This window comes from Bacteroides neonati, from assembly GCF_000499785.1.
GTDB lineage: Bacteria > Bacteroidota > Bacteroidia > Bacteroidales > Bacteroidaceae > Bacteroides > Bacteroides neonati.
Window position 1 is genome coordinate 208,814 of sequence record NZ_HG726021.1, and the last position, 18,758, is coordinate 227,571.

The 18,758-nt window shown below is 40.2% G+C and carries 19 protein-coding genes; 5 read left to right on the forward strand and 14 right to left on the reverse strand.

What is annotated here, in order from left to right:
- From TY03_RS10130 to TY03_RS22865, 10 genes are all read right to left on the reverse strand, one after another.
- A partial coding sequence (locus TY03_RS10130) for a Thoeris anti-defense Tad2 family protein (RefSeq protein ID WP_148335650.1) occupies positions 1-435 on the reverse strand: 435 nt, incomplete at its 3' end.
- A gap of 49 nt (positions 436-484) precedes the next feature.
- Positions 485-778, reverse strand: coding sequence for a hypothetical protein (locus tag TY03_RS10135; RefSeq protein ID WP_042369748.1), 294 nt, complete (start codon positions 776-778; stop codon positions 485-487).
- Positions 762-1,196 (reverse strand): hypothetical protein, encoded by a 435-nt coding sequence (locus TY03_RS10140; protein WP_052332463.1) that lies wholly within the window; start codon positions 1,194-1,196, stop codon positions 762-764. Before TY03_RS10140 ends, TY03_RS10135 begins: the two co-directional genes overlap by 17 nt.
- A gap of 63 nt (positions 1,197-1,259) precedes the next feature.
- Positions 1,260-1,916, reverse strand: coding sequence for a hypothetical protein (locus TY03_RS10145; protein WP_042369752.1), 657 nt, complete (start codon positions 1,914-1,916; stop codon positions 1,260-1,262).
- A 2-nt stretch (positions 1,917-1,918) separates the two neighbouring features.
- Positions 1,919-2,797, reverse strand: a complete 879-nt coding sequence (locus TY03_RS10150) for an ATP-binding protein (protein WP_042369754.1) — start codon at positions 2,795-2,797, stop codon at positions 1,919-1,921.
- A gap of 35 nt (positions 2,798-2,832) precedes the next feature.
- Entirely contained in the window at positions 2,833-4,899 is a 2,067-nt protein-coding gene (locus TY03_RS10155; protein ID WP_042369756.1) for a hypothetical protein, read from the reverse strand.
- A 258-nt stretch (positions 4,900-5,157) separates the two neighbouring features.
- Entirely contained in the window at positions 5,158-5,337 is a 180-nt protein-coding gene (locus TY03_RS10160; protein ID WP_042369758.1) for a hypothetical protein, read from the reverse strand.
- Between the two features lie 4 nt (positions 5,338-5,341).
- Positions 5,342-5,776, reverse strand: a complete 435-nt coding sequence (locus tag TY03_RS10165; protein WP_052332464.1) for a hypothetical protein — start codon at positions 5,774-5,776, stop codon at positions 5,342-5,344.
- A gap of 8 nt (positions 5,777-5,784) precedes the next feature.
- A complete protein-coding gene (locus tag TY03_RS10170) occupies positions 5,785-6,042 on the reverse strand; it encodes a hypothetical protein (RefSeq protein WP_042369760.1) in 258 nt (85 codons plus the stop codon).
- Between the two features lie 93 nt (positions 6,043-6,135).
- Complete coding sequence (locus tag TY03_RS22865; protein ID WP_052332465.1) at positions 6,136-9,870, reverse strand: collagen-like protein; 3,735 nt, start codon at positions 9,868-9,870, stop codon at positions 6,136-6,138.
- A gap of 311 nt (positions 9,871-10,181) precedes the next feature.
- Here TY03_RS22865 and TY03_RS10180 point away from each other — a divergent pair, with 311 nt between their 5' ends.
- The 5 genes from TY03_RS10180 to TY03_RS10195 all read left to right on the forward strand — a co-directional run bounded on the left by TY03_RS10180 (position 10,182) and on the right by TY03_RS10195 (position 12,959).
- Complete coding sequence (locus tag TY03_RS10180) at positions 10,182-10,679, forward strand: FHA domain-containing protein (RefSeq protein WP_042369762.1); 498 nt, start codon at positions 10,182-10,184, stop codon at positions 10,677-10,679.
- Positions 10,680-10,814: 135 nt separating this feature from the next.
- Positions 10,815-11,294: a hypothetical protein gene (locus TY03_RS10185; protein WP_042369764.1), complete on the forward strand. Its 480-nt coding sequence runs from the start codon at positions 10,815-10,817 to the stop codon at positions 11,292-11,294.
- Positions 11,295-11,758: 464 nt separating this feature from the next.
- Positions 11,759-12,154: a HEPN domain-containing protein gene (locus TY03_RS21840; RefSeq protein ID WP_074434161.1), complete on the forward strand. Its 396-nt coding sequence runs from the start codon at positions 11,759-11,761 to the stop codon at positions 12,152-12,154.
- A gap of 2 nt (positions 12,155-12,156) precedes the next feature.
- Complete coding sequence (locus TY03_RS10190) at positions 12,157-12,537, forward strand: hypothetical protein (RefSeq protein WP_148335638.1); 381 nt, start codon at positions 12,157-12,159, stop codon at positions 12,535-12,537.
- Between the two features lie 2 nt (positions 12,538-12,539).
- A complete protein-coding gene (locus TY03_RS10195) occupies positions 12,540-12,959 on the forward strand; it encodes a protein-export chaperone SecB (RefSeq protein ID WP_042369767.1) in 420 nt (139 codons plus the stop codon).
- A gap of 32 nt (positions 12,960-12,991) precedes the next feature.
- Here the strand turns inward: TY03_RS10195 and TY03_RS10200 are convergent, their stop codons facing one another.
- The 4 genes from TY03_RS10200 to TY03_RS10220 form a co-directional block, all read right to left on the reverse strand.
- Entirely contained in the window at positions 12,992-13,408 is a 417-nt protein-coding gene (locus TY03_RS10200; protein ID WP_042369768.1) for a hypothetical protein, read from the reverse strand.
- Complete coding sequence (locus tag TY03_RS10205; RefSeq protein ID WP_230201962.1) at positions 13,405-13,806, reverse strand: hypothetical protein; 402 nt, start codon at positions 13,804-13,806, stop codon at positions 13,405-13,407. Before TY03_RS10205 ends, TY03_RS10200 begins: the two co-directional genes overlap by 4 nt.
- 17 nt (positions 13,807-13,823) lie before the next feature.
- A complete protein-coding gene (locus TY03_RS21455; protein WP_052332466.1) occupies positions 13,824-18,086 on the reverse strand; it encodes a hypothetical protein in 4,263 nt (1,420 codons plus the stop codon).
- A gap of 197 nt (positions 18,087-18,283) precedes the next feature.
- Positions 18,284-18,697 carry a hypothetical protein gene (locus TY03_RS10220; protein WP_042369771.1) on the reverse strand — a complete coding sequence of 138 codons (414 nt, stop codon included), beginning with the start codon at positions 18,695-18,697 and terminating at the stop codon, positions 18,284-18,286.
- Between the last annotated feature and the right edge of the window lie 61 nt (positions 18,698-18,758).

Sequence of the window (18,758 nt, forward strand, 5' to 3'; positions counted from 1 at the left end):
TTGAGATGCTAACCATCCGTTTACGATAGTGCCGTCAGCTGCTTTCATACAGAGGTATGCAGTAAACTTAACGACATCATCTTTCTTTAAATCAATCGGATTACCACTTTCGTCAACGCAGTCTTGGTAGAAGTAATCCTTAACTTTTTGGGGTAAGGATTTTATATCTTTAGATACGAAAGAAACATGCAACTCATCGGCAGGGCGCATGAAGATAAACATGCCTTTGCCGTTCCATCCTTGACGAGTTACAAGATTTCCTCTTTGCATAGATGCAATAGCTTGCCCAAATGTGCCGGATTCACCACTGGTTAATTCTTGGCTTTCAGCAGCACCTATAACATAAGCTGTTTCAATTTCTCCTTTGGTATAGCTACCGCTCTGATTGCATAACTTTGCTGAATATTCAGCCGATTTTTCATCTGATGTTTTCATTATGATATATGGGTTTTACAAAGCCCGCCCAAGGCTCATTTCTTTATTATTAATACTTATAATTTCCTTTGTAATCCTTTTTATTAGTGCGTTTCCTCTCTTCTTCGGTGAGGTTCGCCCTCGAATTGAGTTGCTCCAGATACATCTCATCCAACTCGTATCTACGAAGAGCAGTGTGGTATTCAGCGAGCAGATCGTCATACTCGGAAGCAGGGATATGAGCAGAACCGTTGTACAGAATGTCGGTAATAGCGTCAATTCGCTTGGCTGTTTCTGACATACGCTCGCTAATACGCTTTGTCTCGAGCTTGCGCAAGGATAAATTGTTATTGCTCAGTGCCATATTCCCTGTTCTTTTTTAAAATACTTTCCAACTTCTCACGCAAGTTCACCAACTCTTCAAAAGAGATATCGGAAAAAGGTTTTCCGGCAATAGTCGGTTGCATGCAGTAAGCATTGATCCGCTTCCAATCCGTTGTATCGACCCCTATCTTTTGCATCGTTTTTAGGCATCCGGAACGGCGACGTTTCATTAATTCGTTGCCCGTAGAAGGCTTCAATGAATCCGAATGACCATTCAGATAGCCCCAAAGATAAATAGCCTCTTTATAGCTTAATTCATTGGTATGAGAGGTGCGCCCATCGGTAAGATCAAGCAACATGGCTTCTTTTTGCTCGTTAGAGATACCTTTTCTCGCGTATAGAGCGTGTAAACGTCCTATCATTTTCTTTTCAATGGAATGTGGGTTGGTTGTTCTCATCTTATTTTCTCCTTTCGATTGATATTATACGTGAATACTTTATTACGTAGATATTGCTATAAATTACTGTTCTCCATACTTGGCCGCTCCCTCTTCCCAGATCACAAAGGATGCACCATCGGGATTAAAGCGTCCCATACATTTAGCCCGGAAACACTCGACAAATATTTTCATGCCAGCATCATAAAGACAAGTGATAGCAGGTTTCCCCTGTGGCTTACTTCCATCAGCGCGACTAACGAAAATGATCAGTTTGTCGGGATGTCTCTCTACCAATGGACGGAATCCTGTAGCTCCTTTTACAGTGTACCCGGCAGCCTGGAAACTATCAATAATATAGATATCTTCTTTTCGGGGGTCGCTCATTCGTTCATCCAGTTCTTCCATAGAAAGAGTTGCGGTGCGAAACCTGCCATCGACTTCTTGCATATTATTGCGTGCGATGTTGTTGATAAACGAAGCCTCTTTCCCTTCCTCCACACTATTGTAAAACACCTTTCCGAATCGGCAGAGATATTTGGCTAGCTGCATCACGAATGAGCTTTTACCGTTGGCACTATTCCCCCAGATACACCAAAGTCCTGTGGAAGCCGGGCAACCGAAAGCCTCTTTCCATTCGCCCGTAAAATCCATCCCCGGACGTTTTATGCGCATCAACTCGCTGGGTGAGTAGGCACGCTTGATACTTTTTTTGCGGGGCTTCTTTGTTGTTTCTTCCATGTTTATTCCTCCACTGATAGTTTTTCAATTTCAGTGTACACGCGGCGAAGCTTACCATCGCTCAGTGTTACGATCTGATTAATATTGGCTCCCTTGGGGGCATTTACTTTGGCTACAATGGTGGCCTGTGCCTTCAAGAATAGGGCACGAGTTTTTTCATCTTCAGGAGTCACCCGGTTGTAGTTGTCACCGTATCGGCTGAACATCTCTTCGTAACCAAGTGTATCACAGTTCCGGTTTCTCTGAATCTTAGCTTTCAACCCGTTGGCTCCCATCATATACCATCCGCAGGTGCGGTCGGTAGCGTTCCATAGGGCTTTGAGTTCCAGAAAGGTTTCAGCGTTCATGTCTCCGGCTTCGTCCAGAATGATCATTGGACTTTCGATGCTTCTGAGGTAATACACCAGATCATCGTACACATCGGCATACCGGCCATTACTGTTGAGACCGAATTCCTTGGCTATAAATCGGATCATGCGCATCTTAGTTTTCACCTGTCCGCAATCCACGTATATGGAATTAGGGTGGTTTTTTACATACACCTTGGCAGTGAAGGTCTTCCCGATATTAGGAATGTCGCATAACAATCCGCTTAAGCTGCTTCGCTGGCATAGCTCCAACTGTTCGGTAATGTAAACAAATACAGGGGTTTCGGCTACTTTCCAAGGGGTTTCGCGACGAATAGACACACCCAACCTACGGGATACGCTCAGCAGCAAGGCATCGCTTATCTTTCCCTCTGTGGCTCCCGAATCAATATACCCGTATACACTGGTATTGATACCTAATGCAATGGCATGTTTGTTGTTACTGGGATAGTTCTTACGATCTTCTTTGATAGCATCCAGGATGCGATTTCTAGTTTTAATTCCAAGTTCCATTATAATAGTATTTAATTGTTGTTTGAATCTAATTTTTACAATGCTGCGCGAGCGTAGCTTTTCATATAATCGGAGTTTAGGAAGGGGTTGTATTCTTCCGCGCCTTCTTCCTCTTCGTGCTCCACAGGAGCAGGTATCATCACCGCTTTGGCTTCTACGGATTCTAATGCCTCTTTTTCCTCCTTGGGGATGATGACCACCTTCTGTATCTTTTCATCCTTTACCATCTTGCGGAATTGGGAAACGTACTTCGATTGCTCGATATACTCCGTTACATCCTCATCGGTCTGCTCGCAGGTAGCTTCATTATAGGAGCCTAGCGGCTTGCATGTATCTATATATGAATCTCCCTGATAGATGTACACTTCATCAATGTTACCCTCTTCATCGGGTAGGTAATAGGCGTCTACTTTATAATCGTTGGACGCCAACGCCTCTACTACGTTCGGAGAGGATAGAGCAAACTTCCTGTTTGCCACCTGCATGTACTGCGTTCGGCGAATGGTTGTTTGCGTATGTTCACCGATGAATCGATACAGGATGGCTTTGTCCATCGGCCGTAGATCGGGGTTCATATTGTCGCACAATACCTGCCATCGGGTCATGTTCGGATACAACTTATTGTTCGGATGATTTTCATTGTTGTACTCATAAATATCCCTGATATCATCGGCTACTAATTCTTCATAGCTGAATGTCTTTTCTTTATAGGTATTATTCAGCTCATCGTACTCTTTATCGATCTTGGGGCGATTCACCTCCTTTTTATTATACCACCGACCAATACCTACATGATTGTTTTTCTCTACACCGTACTTTTTGGCACGGTTCCCGTGCTCGGCTCTCTTTTCCTGTGAGTTTCCGGGGTTACACCAACGAACGAACGGGAAAACAACACCGGCTTTCATGAGCCCGTCAGCGAAGTTGTTCACCAAATGATGCTCCACCTCTGCCTGTGCAGGCATGCACCAACCGTTACGTTCAATGGTGCGAAACATGTTGCGGACGCAATCAATGAATAAATCTACGTCTTTGGTGCGACTATGAGCATAACCGATCACACATCCACTGGTCACGTCGTATACGTAATAAGCCTTTGGGCGTTGTCCTCCGTGTGCTTTGCGTGGAAGATCGCGGTCGTCCAGTGATATTTTACTGAACGAGAAGAATGGGCTGTGCCGATTGTGGTGCGGAGTATATTTATTATTAAAATCCCACTGCGTATTGCGTAGTTTGCCCAAAAGAATTTGATTCTTGGGGTTGTTTACGTAATTCCAGATAGTGGCTTCGCTTAGTTCCAGAGGTTTTCCTTTCTTGTCGAAGAAATCCTTTCGATCGAAGAGTTCACCTGTCTGCGGATCGCAGATATCAATCTCGCCACTCATAAATTGGGTGAATAATTCGTGAATTGTATTGTTGTACGGATTCGTAGGCTGTGCGGCAATAGAGAGTATCAGTTTTTCGATCTGAACAGATACCTTACGGGTATTCTGGTTACGAAACTTCTTACTGATCAGCGCACCGTATCCGCCACTCTGAAACTGCTGTACTTTTTCTTTGAATCGTGCCGGATTACCGGGTAGAGTGTGCCCGTATTTCTCTTGGTAGTAAGCAACGGCTTCTGCCATCTCATCCCACCTCACACGACCGCCCATTGCCTTTTTCATTATTTTACGATCATTGAACAGGGAGATAACCGCACCCAGCACACTGGCGTTGGTTACGTATTCTATTTGTGTTTCGGCCGGTATGGGTTTTCCGTTGTCGAAACGGAACGAGCTGTACACTTCCCGCGCTTCTGTGTCCGGGTAGTAATGTTCGTCAAACCATTTGCGTAGTATCATATTAATTCCTTGATTAGGGTATTTTTGATTCACGAGTTGCAGGAAGCGGGATGGAATGCTGGAAACTTCGACGAGTGCATATCTTCCAAGTCCACGGGCATCCCGTACGACATTGATCTTCTCTTTGCATTTCTTTCCCGACGCCAGTTTCTTGTAGTTGCTTTCGCCCATTATAGCATCGCTCGGTTTTCCTTCGGGGGCATCGTTGCGCGTCAGGTCATCATGAGAGATGCATAATATTCCATTGTAATATTCCATATCGGTTAATATTTATATTGAGTGCAAGTCCCGGCTCCGACCCGAGATAGTAAGCCACTTTCCATACCTTAAATAATCCTATTGAAAACTGTATCCTGAAAACCGGAAAGGTCTTAGCTTGCTTGTTTTGTTACTTCATGCAAATTCCATATTCTTTGATCTGAGAGATATCCCGTCTAAACTGTTTTATAACTCTTGTTTGCATCCATATTGCCAAATGAGGTAAGAATATGATAATAAATAGCCTGGTTAGCTTCATTACTCGGCCCTCCTTTCTTCATCCCAAGCTCTGCTAAGCAGCATCAATACTGCCAACAATACGATTACCGATGCGGATAACGCATCCTTACGACTAACCTCAATACCATCAGCCAGGTACAATGCCATAAACATCGCTACTACGGCTGCTACATTCTGAATCCAACGTAATGTTTTCATGATTTTACATTTTATTTAAAAACCGATCTTTTAATATCTCACGTTCCTGATCGCTCATCGGGAAAATATCCACGGACGGAATTTGGGTAAATTCACTTCTGATTACCGTCATTGTTATACTGCGTGCTAGTTCAAGTTTTCGCTCGCCTTCCTCACTGAGTTTCCATGCGGGGTGGTACTGTTCCAACTTTTCGACCTCTACCTTTTTGCCGTCATTGTAGGCAAGGATATGGGGATATGTCACACAGCAGCAACCATCGCTCAATTCAGCACCGATCAACACATTCCAATATGAATTACGGCCACTTTTGCTACCAATGGCAGACCACACGTCAAAAATCACAAATTGGGGAACACCCTCCTGATCGTACCCATCTACCACTACCACCTTGGCGTTGGCAGATGCCAATTTCTTGCACTCTTCTTTCCAGTAAATCATAATATGTACTATTTAAAAGTTACTACTTTTACCACATTACCTTTGGAGTCCAGTATCTTAGTTGATCTAACCTCCGATCCGGAATCACTCAGCAACTTTGCACCTAGTTCGCAAATAGCGACACTTCTCATTTGTGCAGCCTTTAGGCTGTTGCGTTTAAAACTCATGGCCAGGCTGACAGCCGATTTTTTCACACCGAACACTTTTGCCAAATAGGCATAAGCCTCACCTTTCTTTTTGGGGTCTTCCCAGTCAATTCTTTGCATATATCTACTTTTTTACGTTTGTTAGCTTATCAATCATTTCAGAAGCGTGTTCTAAAACCTTTTCCATACTTATTATTATTTAGAGTTTAATTCTTATCTTTGGACGATGTAAACCGATTTCACTGCGTTGCCGATGTAGGTGCTTGGTGTGGTAAGCATTGGGTTACCGTTGGCAGCAGTAGAATAGCGTACATGAAAGAATTGAGATGTACCCGGTATACCTTGTGATCCTGTAGGACCCGTTGCCCCTGTTGGGCCTACCGCTCCGGTGGCACCTGTTGCGCCAGTATCGCCCTTTGATATAGATTTGAGCCAGTCCGTAGCATTGTCGCCCGGCACTTGCGTAGTAAAGCTTTCGGCGATACAAATCCATGTACTGCCATTATGAGTTACTTCGTCGTAATAATAGTATTTTCCGGCTATCCAATCACCCTTAAATACAGGAACGGGCACTTCGGTGGTACCATCGGCAGAAAGTACACGAATAGACCCGGTAGCATAGATGTTACGCAAATAGGCACTATGCCCGGTCATATCGATACCGAATAGCTTCAAATTGGATAAATCCCCCAATTGCATCATCACCATATCTTTGGTAATCTCCCAGTTATTCACCCCGGACAAATAACGCTGATAGGTACGTGTGGTATATGCCGATGTTTGACGCTCTTTGTCTGTAAAGTTACCATACGCCACAAAGTGCATCGCTTTCTGTGGATGAAAATCGTAATCGGTGCGAAGGGTATATTTATACTTTCCTTCTTCAATCTTTTCAACGATGCGGAAGTAGGCAGTCTGAAAGCCTGTGTTGTTATTGAACTTTGCTTTGCAAATGTCGTCTATCGCAATAGCCGCCAGCTCTCCCGGTTCAAGTTTCATCGTAATGATGCGATTAGCTGTATCTACCTCGGCGATAATACCGCCACCCGGAGCACTCCATTGTTCACCGGAAACAACGGTTACTCGATTGTATCGTAACTCAGGTACTTCAAGAAAGTCACGTAAACGAAGTGATCCGGCATCAATATCCCCTTTTTTGTTGATAGCCCATCCGATTAGTTTTTCGACGTAATCGAATGAAGAGAGGTCACCGGAAAAGGTTGCATCTTTCGCAATGATCCTTTCTAATGCTTCAAGTAGATTGAACTCACCCTTTGCGCCTTTTACCTTATCAGTGGCGGTTACATTCGTAACATTCACCTGTACCGCGTCAACTAACTTTGCAGAGATTGTTTCAAGGACACGCAAGTAGTCAATATCCGCACCACCTGTGACGTTTAACCCCTTCTTTAACTTTGCCAGTTCTTCGGCAATGAGGCTATCAACGGTTAAACCACTCCTTATTTCAGCACCACCCAACAGCTTTAATAGGAAATCGGTTTGCTCGGGGCCGGTCTTGGATAAGAAGAGTTTCTTTAGCTCTTCATTGTTGTTCAATATCTCTGCTAGAGTACGTACAGCAGAAAGTACATTACTATCTGATGGAATAGTATCGTCTTCTTTTTTAATAACATATACAGCCGATGCACCACTGGAAGAGCTTCCTCCACTGACCGAGCCACCGCTATATGTTTGCCCCTTATAGGTAAGTGACTCTACCTTCTCTTCTAAGGCTGCTATCCTTGAATATGCAACAGTTTCTCCTACCGTATAGGTTGGATGATCGTAAGGAAAATCAAGAGAGTACTCGTACCCAATAATACGCGATTGTCTACCGTTGTCGAAATAGGTCTTATTGATAAGATTTACCTTATTCCCGATAGGGAAGTTCTTGTACTTACCGTTGTTGTAAATGAAGTTAGGTGCCATCTTGCAGTCGTATGTAGATGGGTCTATCTTTGACTTATCTACATATTCTTGTGCTCTCTTGAGTAACTCTGCCTCGGCATTAGGGATCATTGTGTTAAGTACGAACTCAGGGTCAAAACCATATAGAACGTATTTGTCACCGTCTTTTGGTGCGGCCATGATATCAGGTAGTTGGCGACCGTAATCCTCATTGGGCTTGATTTCGAATTGCTGCTCTTCCGGGTTTTCCTTCTCGTTTGGGTTAAATATAACAGCAAAATCCAAACCGTTCAACGCTCCTGATTGAAACTTAATCCTAAGTTCCTTCCCTCGAATCATATAGGTATTCGAGAAGATAAAGCTATTATCAGAATCATTAAACAAATACGCATCGTATTTATCGGCCTCATCCTTAGAACCTTCGGGTAAACGTTTATCTGCATGGACGCCGGCCATTATACCAACCCTATGAGGAAACACATCATCAAAAGTTACAATCTCCTCGACACGTTCTTCCTGGCTCATGTTCTCGTACGCATCCACGTAACTTATTCCTTCAGGAAGCATCAAGCGTGTTGTTACGACACCTTCAACCGTTTGTTCTGTATTTGGCTTAGAGAAGTGAGAAGCCGGCACCTTAGACCTAATGATATTTTCAATAGTATAGGTATCTCCAGTTGAAACAGTAGAGCCTTTAGGTAGTTGAATAACGTTCTTCTTACCTAGAATCTCAGGATAGTAAAGACACGTGTATTTCGTACCTTTACTTAAACCAGAAAGAATCTCTATTGATGTGTTGTATCGTATTCTTTCTACCCAAATATTAGACTTCCCTTCACAAGACACGTCAAGTCTGTTCATATATGGGGTGCCATCCAGATTATATATGTCTAGGCAGAGTGTCGTACCTCCAGATAGATCATTCGTTGTAATGTCAAAAGTTTCTTTTGCGTCTAAGTATGTCCAACCATTACCGGCTGCAACGATATTTACATTCTTTAGCGACTTTACGATAGTCCGTCTGGCTCCGACAATGGTCGATCCTTTATAAGTAACCTCGATTACTACGTCTATATTCACGTTAACGGGGATATAATCGTTACCTGGACGGTACCTTGAAGCCATCTTTATAGATAACTCAGTGAAATCAATAGCGTACGAACCAGCGGGTAAATCTGCTGGAGCACTATTCTTAAGCGCAAGTTTTCCATTAGATACAGAATATGCTTGCGTTTGATCAACGGTAGTTGCAGTTGGCGTAATCTTGCTGCTTGCAGGGAAATAAGCCCCTTCTAACTTTCGTTTTTCATCGTGTACAAACAATCCGTCAACGGTCGCATCAAACACCAAGGGCTTACGATAAGACAGTGGAATATTCTTCGTTCCTCCGAAGGCATATACACGTGTGGCATAGTTTGTCTTACTATCACTGCGAGACATTGACAGAACATTAGTGGTGGAATCAAAAGCCACTGCCTCTCCATGCTCACAACGTCCAAAATGGATCTCTTCATTTATGATCCACCATTCACAGCCCCACGCTTCTGCCATTTTCGTAAGAGCATCTATAAGATTCATGCTTTCATATACGATCATCTTAGATGACTTCTCTACGGTCTGATCAATTTTAGGTTCAAATGGTTTTCCTTTGTATGTATATCCAAGTGTGGATAGGTTTTTTAAAAACACATTCAAATGGATATCGAGCGTTGCCGTTAGATTCCAACCGGCTTCGCTTCCACCCACTTCGGGAGAGTAGAAGAACTTCTTATTCTTCCACTTCCAGTAATAAGCATCCAAGCGAAGTTCGTAATCATACCCACCGTTGGTTTCATTATATATAGGCTTCTGTAAGTCTACGAGTTCAAACAAGCCTATCTCATTATCGATATAGTCACCTAGCTTGAATGAGATAGGGTTCTCTACACTGAACCTAAGAGATACGTAGTCCTCTTTCATCAATGTATGCCTTCTCTTACTACCTTGATTGATCGGAGTAGAGAAACGAATATTGCCGGATATGTCTTTTATGTCAATCATACCCCAAAGTTCGTATATAAAAAAAGGAAGCCACAATAAATGAGGCTTCCATATACGACATTCGCAACATTGTCGTAAATTAAACTTTTTCAGCGTCTCTGTTTGCTGGATTTTACCGATATACGATTAATTTAAGCTTCATATATAGGCGATGTATGCATTTAAATATTACATTTGCACAAACTTTTTACAAAATCATATACGAAAGATCGTCAATAATGCCTTTCAAGAGATCAAGAGCTTATGTAATCAATAGTAAGGAGGATATTAAGAAGTTGGCGGAAAATTTATAAACCAATAAAACCAATACTATGGACTTAAACATAATCGATATTAGCTTATTATCTGCTCTAATTGCAGGTATTTCAGGTGCTATTTCCTCATTTATAGTAACTAAATTACAATTAAATCAAAAAACAAAAATTTGGAATAGCGAATTTGCTGTAAATTATTCAAAATTGTATTCTAATGATCCACCAGCAACAAAAGTTTTGTTAAAACAATTCTCCATAGGATTAATTATACATATAGATGAAATGGAACGAACTATTAACAAATATTATATTCCAAATCAGTTTAAATTATCCATAGGGAGAAACGTTGATAATGATATAATTTGCAATGATAATTATGCGTCAAGAGATCACGGACTTTTTTTCAGTAAAGGACATAGTGTTTATTATCAAGACCTATCACCTTTGCATAAAACGAAAATTAATGAAAAAGAAATAATAAAATGCTGTAAGCTCAATAATAAAGATAAAATCAAAATTGGAAATAGCATCTTTGAATACATACAACTTAAGTAAAAACCGAAGGAACCTGGATTCCTCTTTACCCACCAAGCACCCGCACAGGTCGGCAAAACTATGTGCGAGCGTTTATATAGTACAAATGCTATTCTAACTTAACTTTGCAAAATAACCATCATAAAAAAACTAGCTATGATTAAAGAGTTTGCCTTTTCGTATTCAGAGTTGATTGTCGGATTTTTAACCTTTACATCTGTTCTTTTGGGATGTATAATTAAAATCCAGCATGATAAAATATCAGCAATAAAAGACCAAATTTCAGATAAGAAATACCGTGTATACAATGAAGTATTCTCAATTTTCTTCGATATTATGAGAGAAGGAAAAGGGTACAAGAAGTTTAAGCCAAACGATTTACCAGATAGAATCATTAATGTAAAGAAGGACTTACTTATTTATGGAACGGACGAAATCATAAGGAAATTTACAGAATGGAATGTCAACTGCGACAGTCCTAATCAACTACAAAACTTCCAGAACTATCTATCTTTATTCATCCTCATAAGAAAAGATATGGGATACCAAAAGAGTAAATTAACCGCGAAAGATATTCTAAGAATCATAATGGGAAACGATAAAGAATACAGTAATTTCTTGGAATTAATGAAATGATCTACATACATATAGTTCATTTAGATACTCTGAACAAAGATATTCTTCCAATTGTTATAGTGGTAGAGAAATTAATGCTATTAAAGGTGTAAACATCATTAATAAAGCTGATATTCTATGAGAAAATGGTTAAACTTTTTATAGTAGTGATGATTTTGATGCTATTGTTATTGTTATTTTTATAAAAACAACTATATTTGCATTATAGAAACGAAGCAACGTAACTAACATTACTTTAAGGCATTTATTTATGCCTTAATAATACAAAAATGGAGGATATTAGACTAAAACAGTAAAAGGATTATTCCTCTAAACATGATGATAAACTTGATTCCACAAATGGAAATACAAGTTAGAAATTTGTATTACTTGATGTTTATAAAGAAAAATTCTGATATTTTTTTTGAATTTTTCTTATTTATTCGTTATAATAAGTCCTTTGATTGTATGCAATTTTGCTATATATGAACGAATTATATGATAAATCTGAGATAAATTTAGAGGCAGCAGAAAAGCTACATCAAGCGGGGTTGTATGATTCTGTTTGTCACCCTTCCTATTATTCATGTTTGCAACTTATGAGTCATAAGTTAATAAGAAAAGGCGTTTCCCTTAGTACTCAAGGGACAATTTCAAGTTCAACTTACCATGGTAGTTCTCATAAATGTTTAATATATGAAACATGTAAATTCTTAAGTTTTGAAGGAGTTAGAGATAGACAAAACTACACTAACAACATCAAACAGCTAAAAGAAAAAAGAGAAAATGCCGACTATCATGAGAAGAGAATTTCTCATGACCAAAGTAAGGAATGTATCAGATTAGCAAAAGAAATAAGATCAAAAATAAATTCAATATAATTATGGATGAAAGAATAGATAAAATCAAGATATTTTTAATTGAGATGAATTCTCAATTTAAAAAACTAAAATTTAGATGTGGATACGGTTCTTCAAACCATACATTTATAATAGAAGTAAAGCCTTTGTCAGAATTTAACAATAACGAAAATTATGCAAAGGAGGAATTTCTTTTTACTACTCAATTTGATATTGATTATTCTGATTATGATATAATATTTGTATCCGAAGAGGGCTTATGTAAAGTTAACGATGTCTTATTTGAAATTGGATATGAATCTCCTATAGAATATAAGAAAAATAATCAGATTTTTGAATTTAATTATGATGATTGGGTTATGGAAGAAAAAGCGGGTGAAATTAATTACGCATTAGCAGCATAATTATGGAAAAAGTAAACAATTCCGAATTTCGATTCGATGGATATTTAATAAAAGAATCATCTATCAAGATAAATAAAGAAGTGAATGATAGCACTGAATTGGGAATATCAATTATTCCGAGTGGAGTACGATATAAAGAGAAGTTTGTTTTAACTCTTGAGGTTTCTATAAAAGATAGAACAGGTGATTTTTGTGTAGATTTAACCGTAGATGGCTCCTTTATCTTCAAGGAAGATTTAGAAAACAATAAACTAGGTATATTTTTTACAGCAAATGCTCCCGCATTGATATTTCCTTATATCAGAGCATATGTTTGTATGCTTACATCATTATCTGGAGCAGGAAGTGTAGTTCTTCCAACTCTAAACTTAGTAGATGTTGGTAGAGAATTAGCTACAAAGATTAATAATCAAGTTGAATAAATCAAATAGGCGGACTAACCATCCGCCTATTTTTATCTTCGACCTTCCGAACTTGGATTTGGTTCGTTAAACTTACACGAAATCTTCGAAAACGTCCGTTCGGTATTCATCGCAAACGTGACAGATTTTCCATAAGTAAGCCGATAGGTCTCGCCAAGAACTGGCACTTCAATAATTATCAGACCTTTTGAAAGTTCCTCTTTGAACTTCTTACACTTAACAAGATAATCCCCAGGAGAATCCCCCTCTAAATTGAAAGTGAGTGTTATATCTCGTTCGTCCACTTTTGGATTATTGTAAATTACTTGCTTGCCACCCGTCAAGCGAGATTTGTTCTCAACAAAATCCTTTATAGGAGCAGGGGAAAAGATTGCATCTAAGAACCCCTCTCCCATCTTAATGCCGTATTCTAAAAAGGCGTCTTTACCATTGATTATTAACTCATTCATAATATCACTACTGTTTCGTCTTTGATAACTTCTACTTCGCAACTACCGATATTCACCAAGAGAATAACGGTATAGTTTGAAGCCGTAACCTTCGCCTTAGCTCCGTGCATGAGAATCACCTTATGAACTCTAGTGTTATCACTGAAAATAAGTTCCCCTTCGGTATTCCCGATTAGTGCAACGTTATCATCATTAGACAACCTGACGGCTCCAGCGTCCACGTGTACGCCATAATTCTCTATCTCGCCACTCATTCCTCGGAACATCTCAAGCGTAGGAAAACTGTTTTCTTCGCAAAATTCACGTCCTTGTGGAGTGAAGAAAAGCCATGAAAGACTTTTCCAATCACTTACTTCAGCCGATTTACTACAAGCTCCATAGAGCAATGCTGATTTCATAATATCATCTACTGTTTTCATATCCTGCCTGTATTACGTTTAACCTCTGCTATATCTGACTTTATATCTTTTAGGTGTTTGGCCGATTCACCGGTATTCTCTGAAATCTGCAACAATTCAATATAAGAATTTGCGAGAATAGTACGTGTTTCGTCAGCTATATCCCTTGTTTCGGTACTCACAAAAAGAATGGCATCAGTTTTCGCAGAAAGAATCTCCAAAGACTGAGCTTGAAGAATCCCTTGATTCTTTATCTCTTCATTTGATATCTGCAAAGCTGTAAACCTTCCGTTCAATTCATCCCCAGTGTCTTGCGACATAGCTTGAAAAGTTCCTTTGGTTGAATCTTGTGATGATTTATCATCCTTCATCAAGCTATCGGCCCAACCGAACTGTTTGTCAAGCTCTTTTTGTAGCTCTTCGGCCATATTGTAAATATAGTTTTGCTCCCATCCGCTAAGTACGTTGTCTGCATAAAATTCTTGAAGTTTGGTTCGAATCTGTTCCATGCTTTTCGAAGACTGTATGGCCGCTTTAATGGACTCAGTTACCATCTGACGCATCATATCCTTTACCGTGTCTTTGGCTGATTTTGCTCTATTTTCGTTGGATGTCCATGTATCAGCATAGGACTGTGCAAAATTATCAATGGCAGACTTAATATCTTCACCGAAAATAGCATCGACAAGCTTTACCTTATTCTCACCGATTAGCTTATTGATATCCTCAATTTGCTTCTTCCAATCCTCTATACGGCCGCTATCTGATTTCTTTTTTTGTTCTTCCTCTGCTATCTGATTACGAATAAGAACTTTTTGTTGCTCAAGCAATGTGTTTTGTTGAGCAATCAATCTGGACGCATCTTTCGAATAAGCCTTCTCGATTGACTCCCCTAGTGTATCATACGTTTTCTCAAGAACCTCTATTTGCCCCTGTAGCACCTGTATTCTCTTTTCATTCTTGGCATCATGTATTTTTGCGAACGATGAAGCAAGAGAGGTAACCATGCCGATAGCAGCTCCGGCAGGAGCACCCCACGGACCGAATGCCGCGCCAGCTTTAGCACCGTCCATTGTGGAACTCATGGCATCCATAGCTACATCTACCCCGCTTGCAATTTCATTAAGTGCGCCACTTCCGAGTGAATCACCAAGAGATGAAAGAGATTCAGAAAGAAACTTACCGGATTGCGTCAGTTGATTCATGCCATCTGATAGGTTTGAAAGCCCTTCCTTGAACTTAACAGGGTTACTAGAGAACACCTTCTTTAGCCCAGTGGCCATCTTGCCCAAAGCAGTTTCGGCGGCATCAGCTTCTCTATTTACATTGGCTATTTCATTCTTTATTGATTCAAGTTTTTCAGGAGACTTACTTAGAATATCGAACTGCTCTTTCGTAATCCCGAACAACCCAATCCCATTACTATCAGTCTTGAACTCACCACCATTGACGTAGTCAAGCATATTCTTAGCTTCATTGGCGATCAAACGAATATCTGCCACAGTCCGCATACTCATGTCTGAGAACAGCTTGGTTATGATTGACGTTTTTCGTTGAGCTTCGTCATCTATTCCTGCAAGCAACTTCTTCGTTTCTTGGTCAATAGATTTCTTTTCCCAATCATTCTTACCTTTCTTCTTTACTTCACCGTTATCGATGATCGCTTGCCTCTTCTGTTGGTAAGTACCATACTCTATCAAATACTCGTTCAAGGCTTGCTTCTCCAACTCATAATAGGCTTTCACAGCTTTTGACTGCCTGTCAAGAGCCACTTTATACTTTTCATCCAGCTGAGTGGTGTCTATGGAGGAAAGGGAAATACCAGAACCATTAAAGGACTTCATCTTATACTGTGGGTTCTCAATCTTTTTTACGTTTTCCTTTGCGTCAAACTCCGCTTTCGCAACTTCTTTATATTTCTCAATCAAATCTTCTTTTTCCCGGTCAATAGCTTGAAGTTCTTTCTCATGATTAAGTTCCATTTGAGCGAGAGTCTTATCACCTCCTTCGTCCATCAAATCAATATAACCTTGCCAGAGTTGATTCCAAATATCCTCTGTTCTCCTGATGCGCTCACGTGCATTCTTTTCTTCAATGCCAGATACTTTATCATTTTGCTTACGAAGTTTCTCGGCAGCAGATTCTTCTTTATTATTTTTGCCAGGCATATCATAAACCTTCAACTCCTCCTGAGCCTCTTTCAGCATCTTACTTTGGCTCTTGTAATTTTGAACAACCTTGGCATCAATCCCATCAAATTTACCAGAATCAAGAAGCTTTTTCTGCTTTGAATCAATATCTGCTAAGGCTTTCTCTGCGGACTTCTTCTGATCTTCCCAATACTCTTTATTCTGAATCTTAGATTTTTCAGATTTCGGTTTATTCGCTTCGTTTTGAATTTTAACGATATCCTCAACAGCCTTGTTGGCAATCTTAACAGACTCCTCTGCAACCTTCTTTTCTTCTTCCAAACGCATCAAATACTCACCTCTACCCGGAGTATTTTTCATCTTATCAATCCGTGCATTGATATCATTAAGTTCATTTTGGCGAAGAACTGCATTTGTTTTGGCTCCTACTCTTTCTCGTCTGTTGACCTCTTCTGCAATCTGCTTGTTTAGAGAGAGTATATCCATCAACTTCAAAGTTTCTATATCCATGTTTGAGAAAACGGCTGGCATTAACTTCTGAAGTTCCTTGTATGATTTAATCTTATCGTACTGCGTAGATGTCTCACTCTTAATCACAGAGATTAGACCATCCACACCATTCTTGAGATCGTCCAATTGTTTCTTTTGATTGGAGGATGTTTCATTAAAACGTTTTTGTGCTTTCTCGGCAGCAGTAGTGCTATCGTGAAATGCCCACATTGCAGAAGCAACGCCAACAATAGCAACCGCAGCTATAACATAGGGATTCTTCAATACAGCTAAATTCAAAGCTTTTTGAGCCTTTTCAGATAGCAATAGAATATTATATTGAGCTACTTGAGCAATGGTATATCCTTTTGAGGTAGCAGCAGCAAGAGCAACGGCCGCTCTATACGCTCCGTAGGTAGCCACTAATGCCATGGTTGCCTTGCCGATCTTGTCGTAATTCTGTACAACAACCGATGCTGCCTCTATACTTCCTGCTATAAAGTCCTTATTGTGCTGTCCTATCTCATTTAACGCAGTGGTTACTGTATCTTGGAAGTTTGACATCTGACCCTCAATTGTCCCGGCAATTGATTTTGTGGTACCTGCAACTCCATCCATAGAAGCAAATTGCTCAATAGCCTTCATCACTGACTCGACAGAGCGTTCAGCCTCTATCTTCATACCACGGAATGTAAGACTCACCTTTTTCCCTTCAGTAGAAACTTGTACCCCAAACTCTTTCCAGCGTTCCGGGTTGTTTATGTCAAGGATGGCCTCGTTTAGTTGCCCCATGGGTTTGGCGGTAACATTGGCAAAGTCTCCCAATTTACCGAATGTATCAATAGTAGGAGTAACTCCACGATTTACTAATTTGATGAAATTATCCGTAAGATCATCTAACTGGAAGTTTGTTTCGGCCGCGAAAGTGGCGATATCGCTCATATACCGCTTGGCTAAAGCAGAATCTCCATTCAGTGCATTGGTTAAAACAGATTCATACTTCTGAAACATGCCGGTAACAGAAGTTATCTGCCCAAGTAGCTCCTTGACCGCATACACTCCACCAATAGATGCAAGAACTTTCTTGAAAGAGATTGACATACCACCATTGGCATCTACCACACTCTTTGTCTCATCCTTATAAAGAGCATATTCATCACGTAGCTTCTTCACAGACAAACGGGCGTTCGATTGCTCTGTCTGTAATCCAAAAAGAACAGATTTTTCTTCTTGTAAAGCCTTTCTTGCCGCATTGAGTTCGCCCAAAGCGTTGCTTGACTGCAAGGGGTTATTTCGGACAGAACGATATGCATCAGATAGCTTTCTTACATCTGCCTCCACATCTTTGATAACTACTTTCTGATTGGTTATCTTTTGCGTGAGATCATTTACCGACTGCGATGATTGATATATCTTTGTCTTAAAATCACTCTCCATTATGGCACCTGCCTTGGCGGCTTCAGTCGTTAGTTTTGTGAACTCTTGTGTAGCGGCACCAATTTGAGTCTGCAATGCTTTTGCGGCCGCTGGTGCCTTGTTCACATCCATAGACATAAGTTCCTGCTTTAGCTTGGAAATTTCCTGTCTAAGCTGAATAACGCGATCCACATCTGAACCGACTTTGAAGTATAATTTTGCCATCTACTTTTTCCTCCTTCTTCTTTCTGCCATTTCTTTTCCTGATTCTTTTTTCACAATACTACCGGTGACAATGTGTAATTTATCTTTCTGCATCAGAATTAAATTACGATAAGGGATGATCTCATAAACCTCTCTATAAGAAAGATGAAGATTCTCTATAAACGAGGATATCTGCCCTAACATGGTTTCATTACCTGCTATTTCGCTTTTGCCGCCATCCCTGTCACGTTCTTCAGACAAGCGGCACATTCGAAAAAATCATCTCCTCCGATCAATGGGATTATGTTATCTGTGGCCATTTTCAGCTCTTGCAGTGTGGCAGATTCCAACACTTTCTCAATCTTGCTAGCCTTCCATCTCCAAAATCTTACATCACCAACAATAAGAGCCGCCAACCCTTTAATGATATGGGAAGCGTTCCCGGGAATCTCACCAATTACACTCAACCTAGTATATTCGCCATCTATCCCAATTTTCGAGAATGAAGAAATAGCTCTACAAATCACCTTGATAGTTGGCGGATAAACAGTGTACACTTGCTTTCCAATCATAACGGTGACAAAGCTGTTTTCTAAAATGCTATCAGAAATTAACTCAGCTGCTTTATTCATACGATTTAATTAAAAAGGGCGAGGCAGCTTTCTCACTACTCCGCCCTTTATTATACAATAC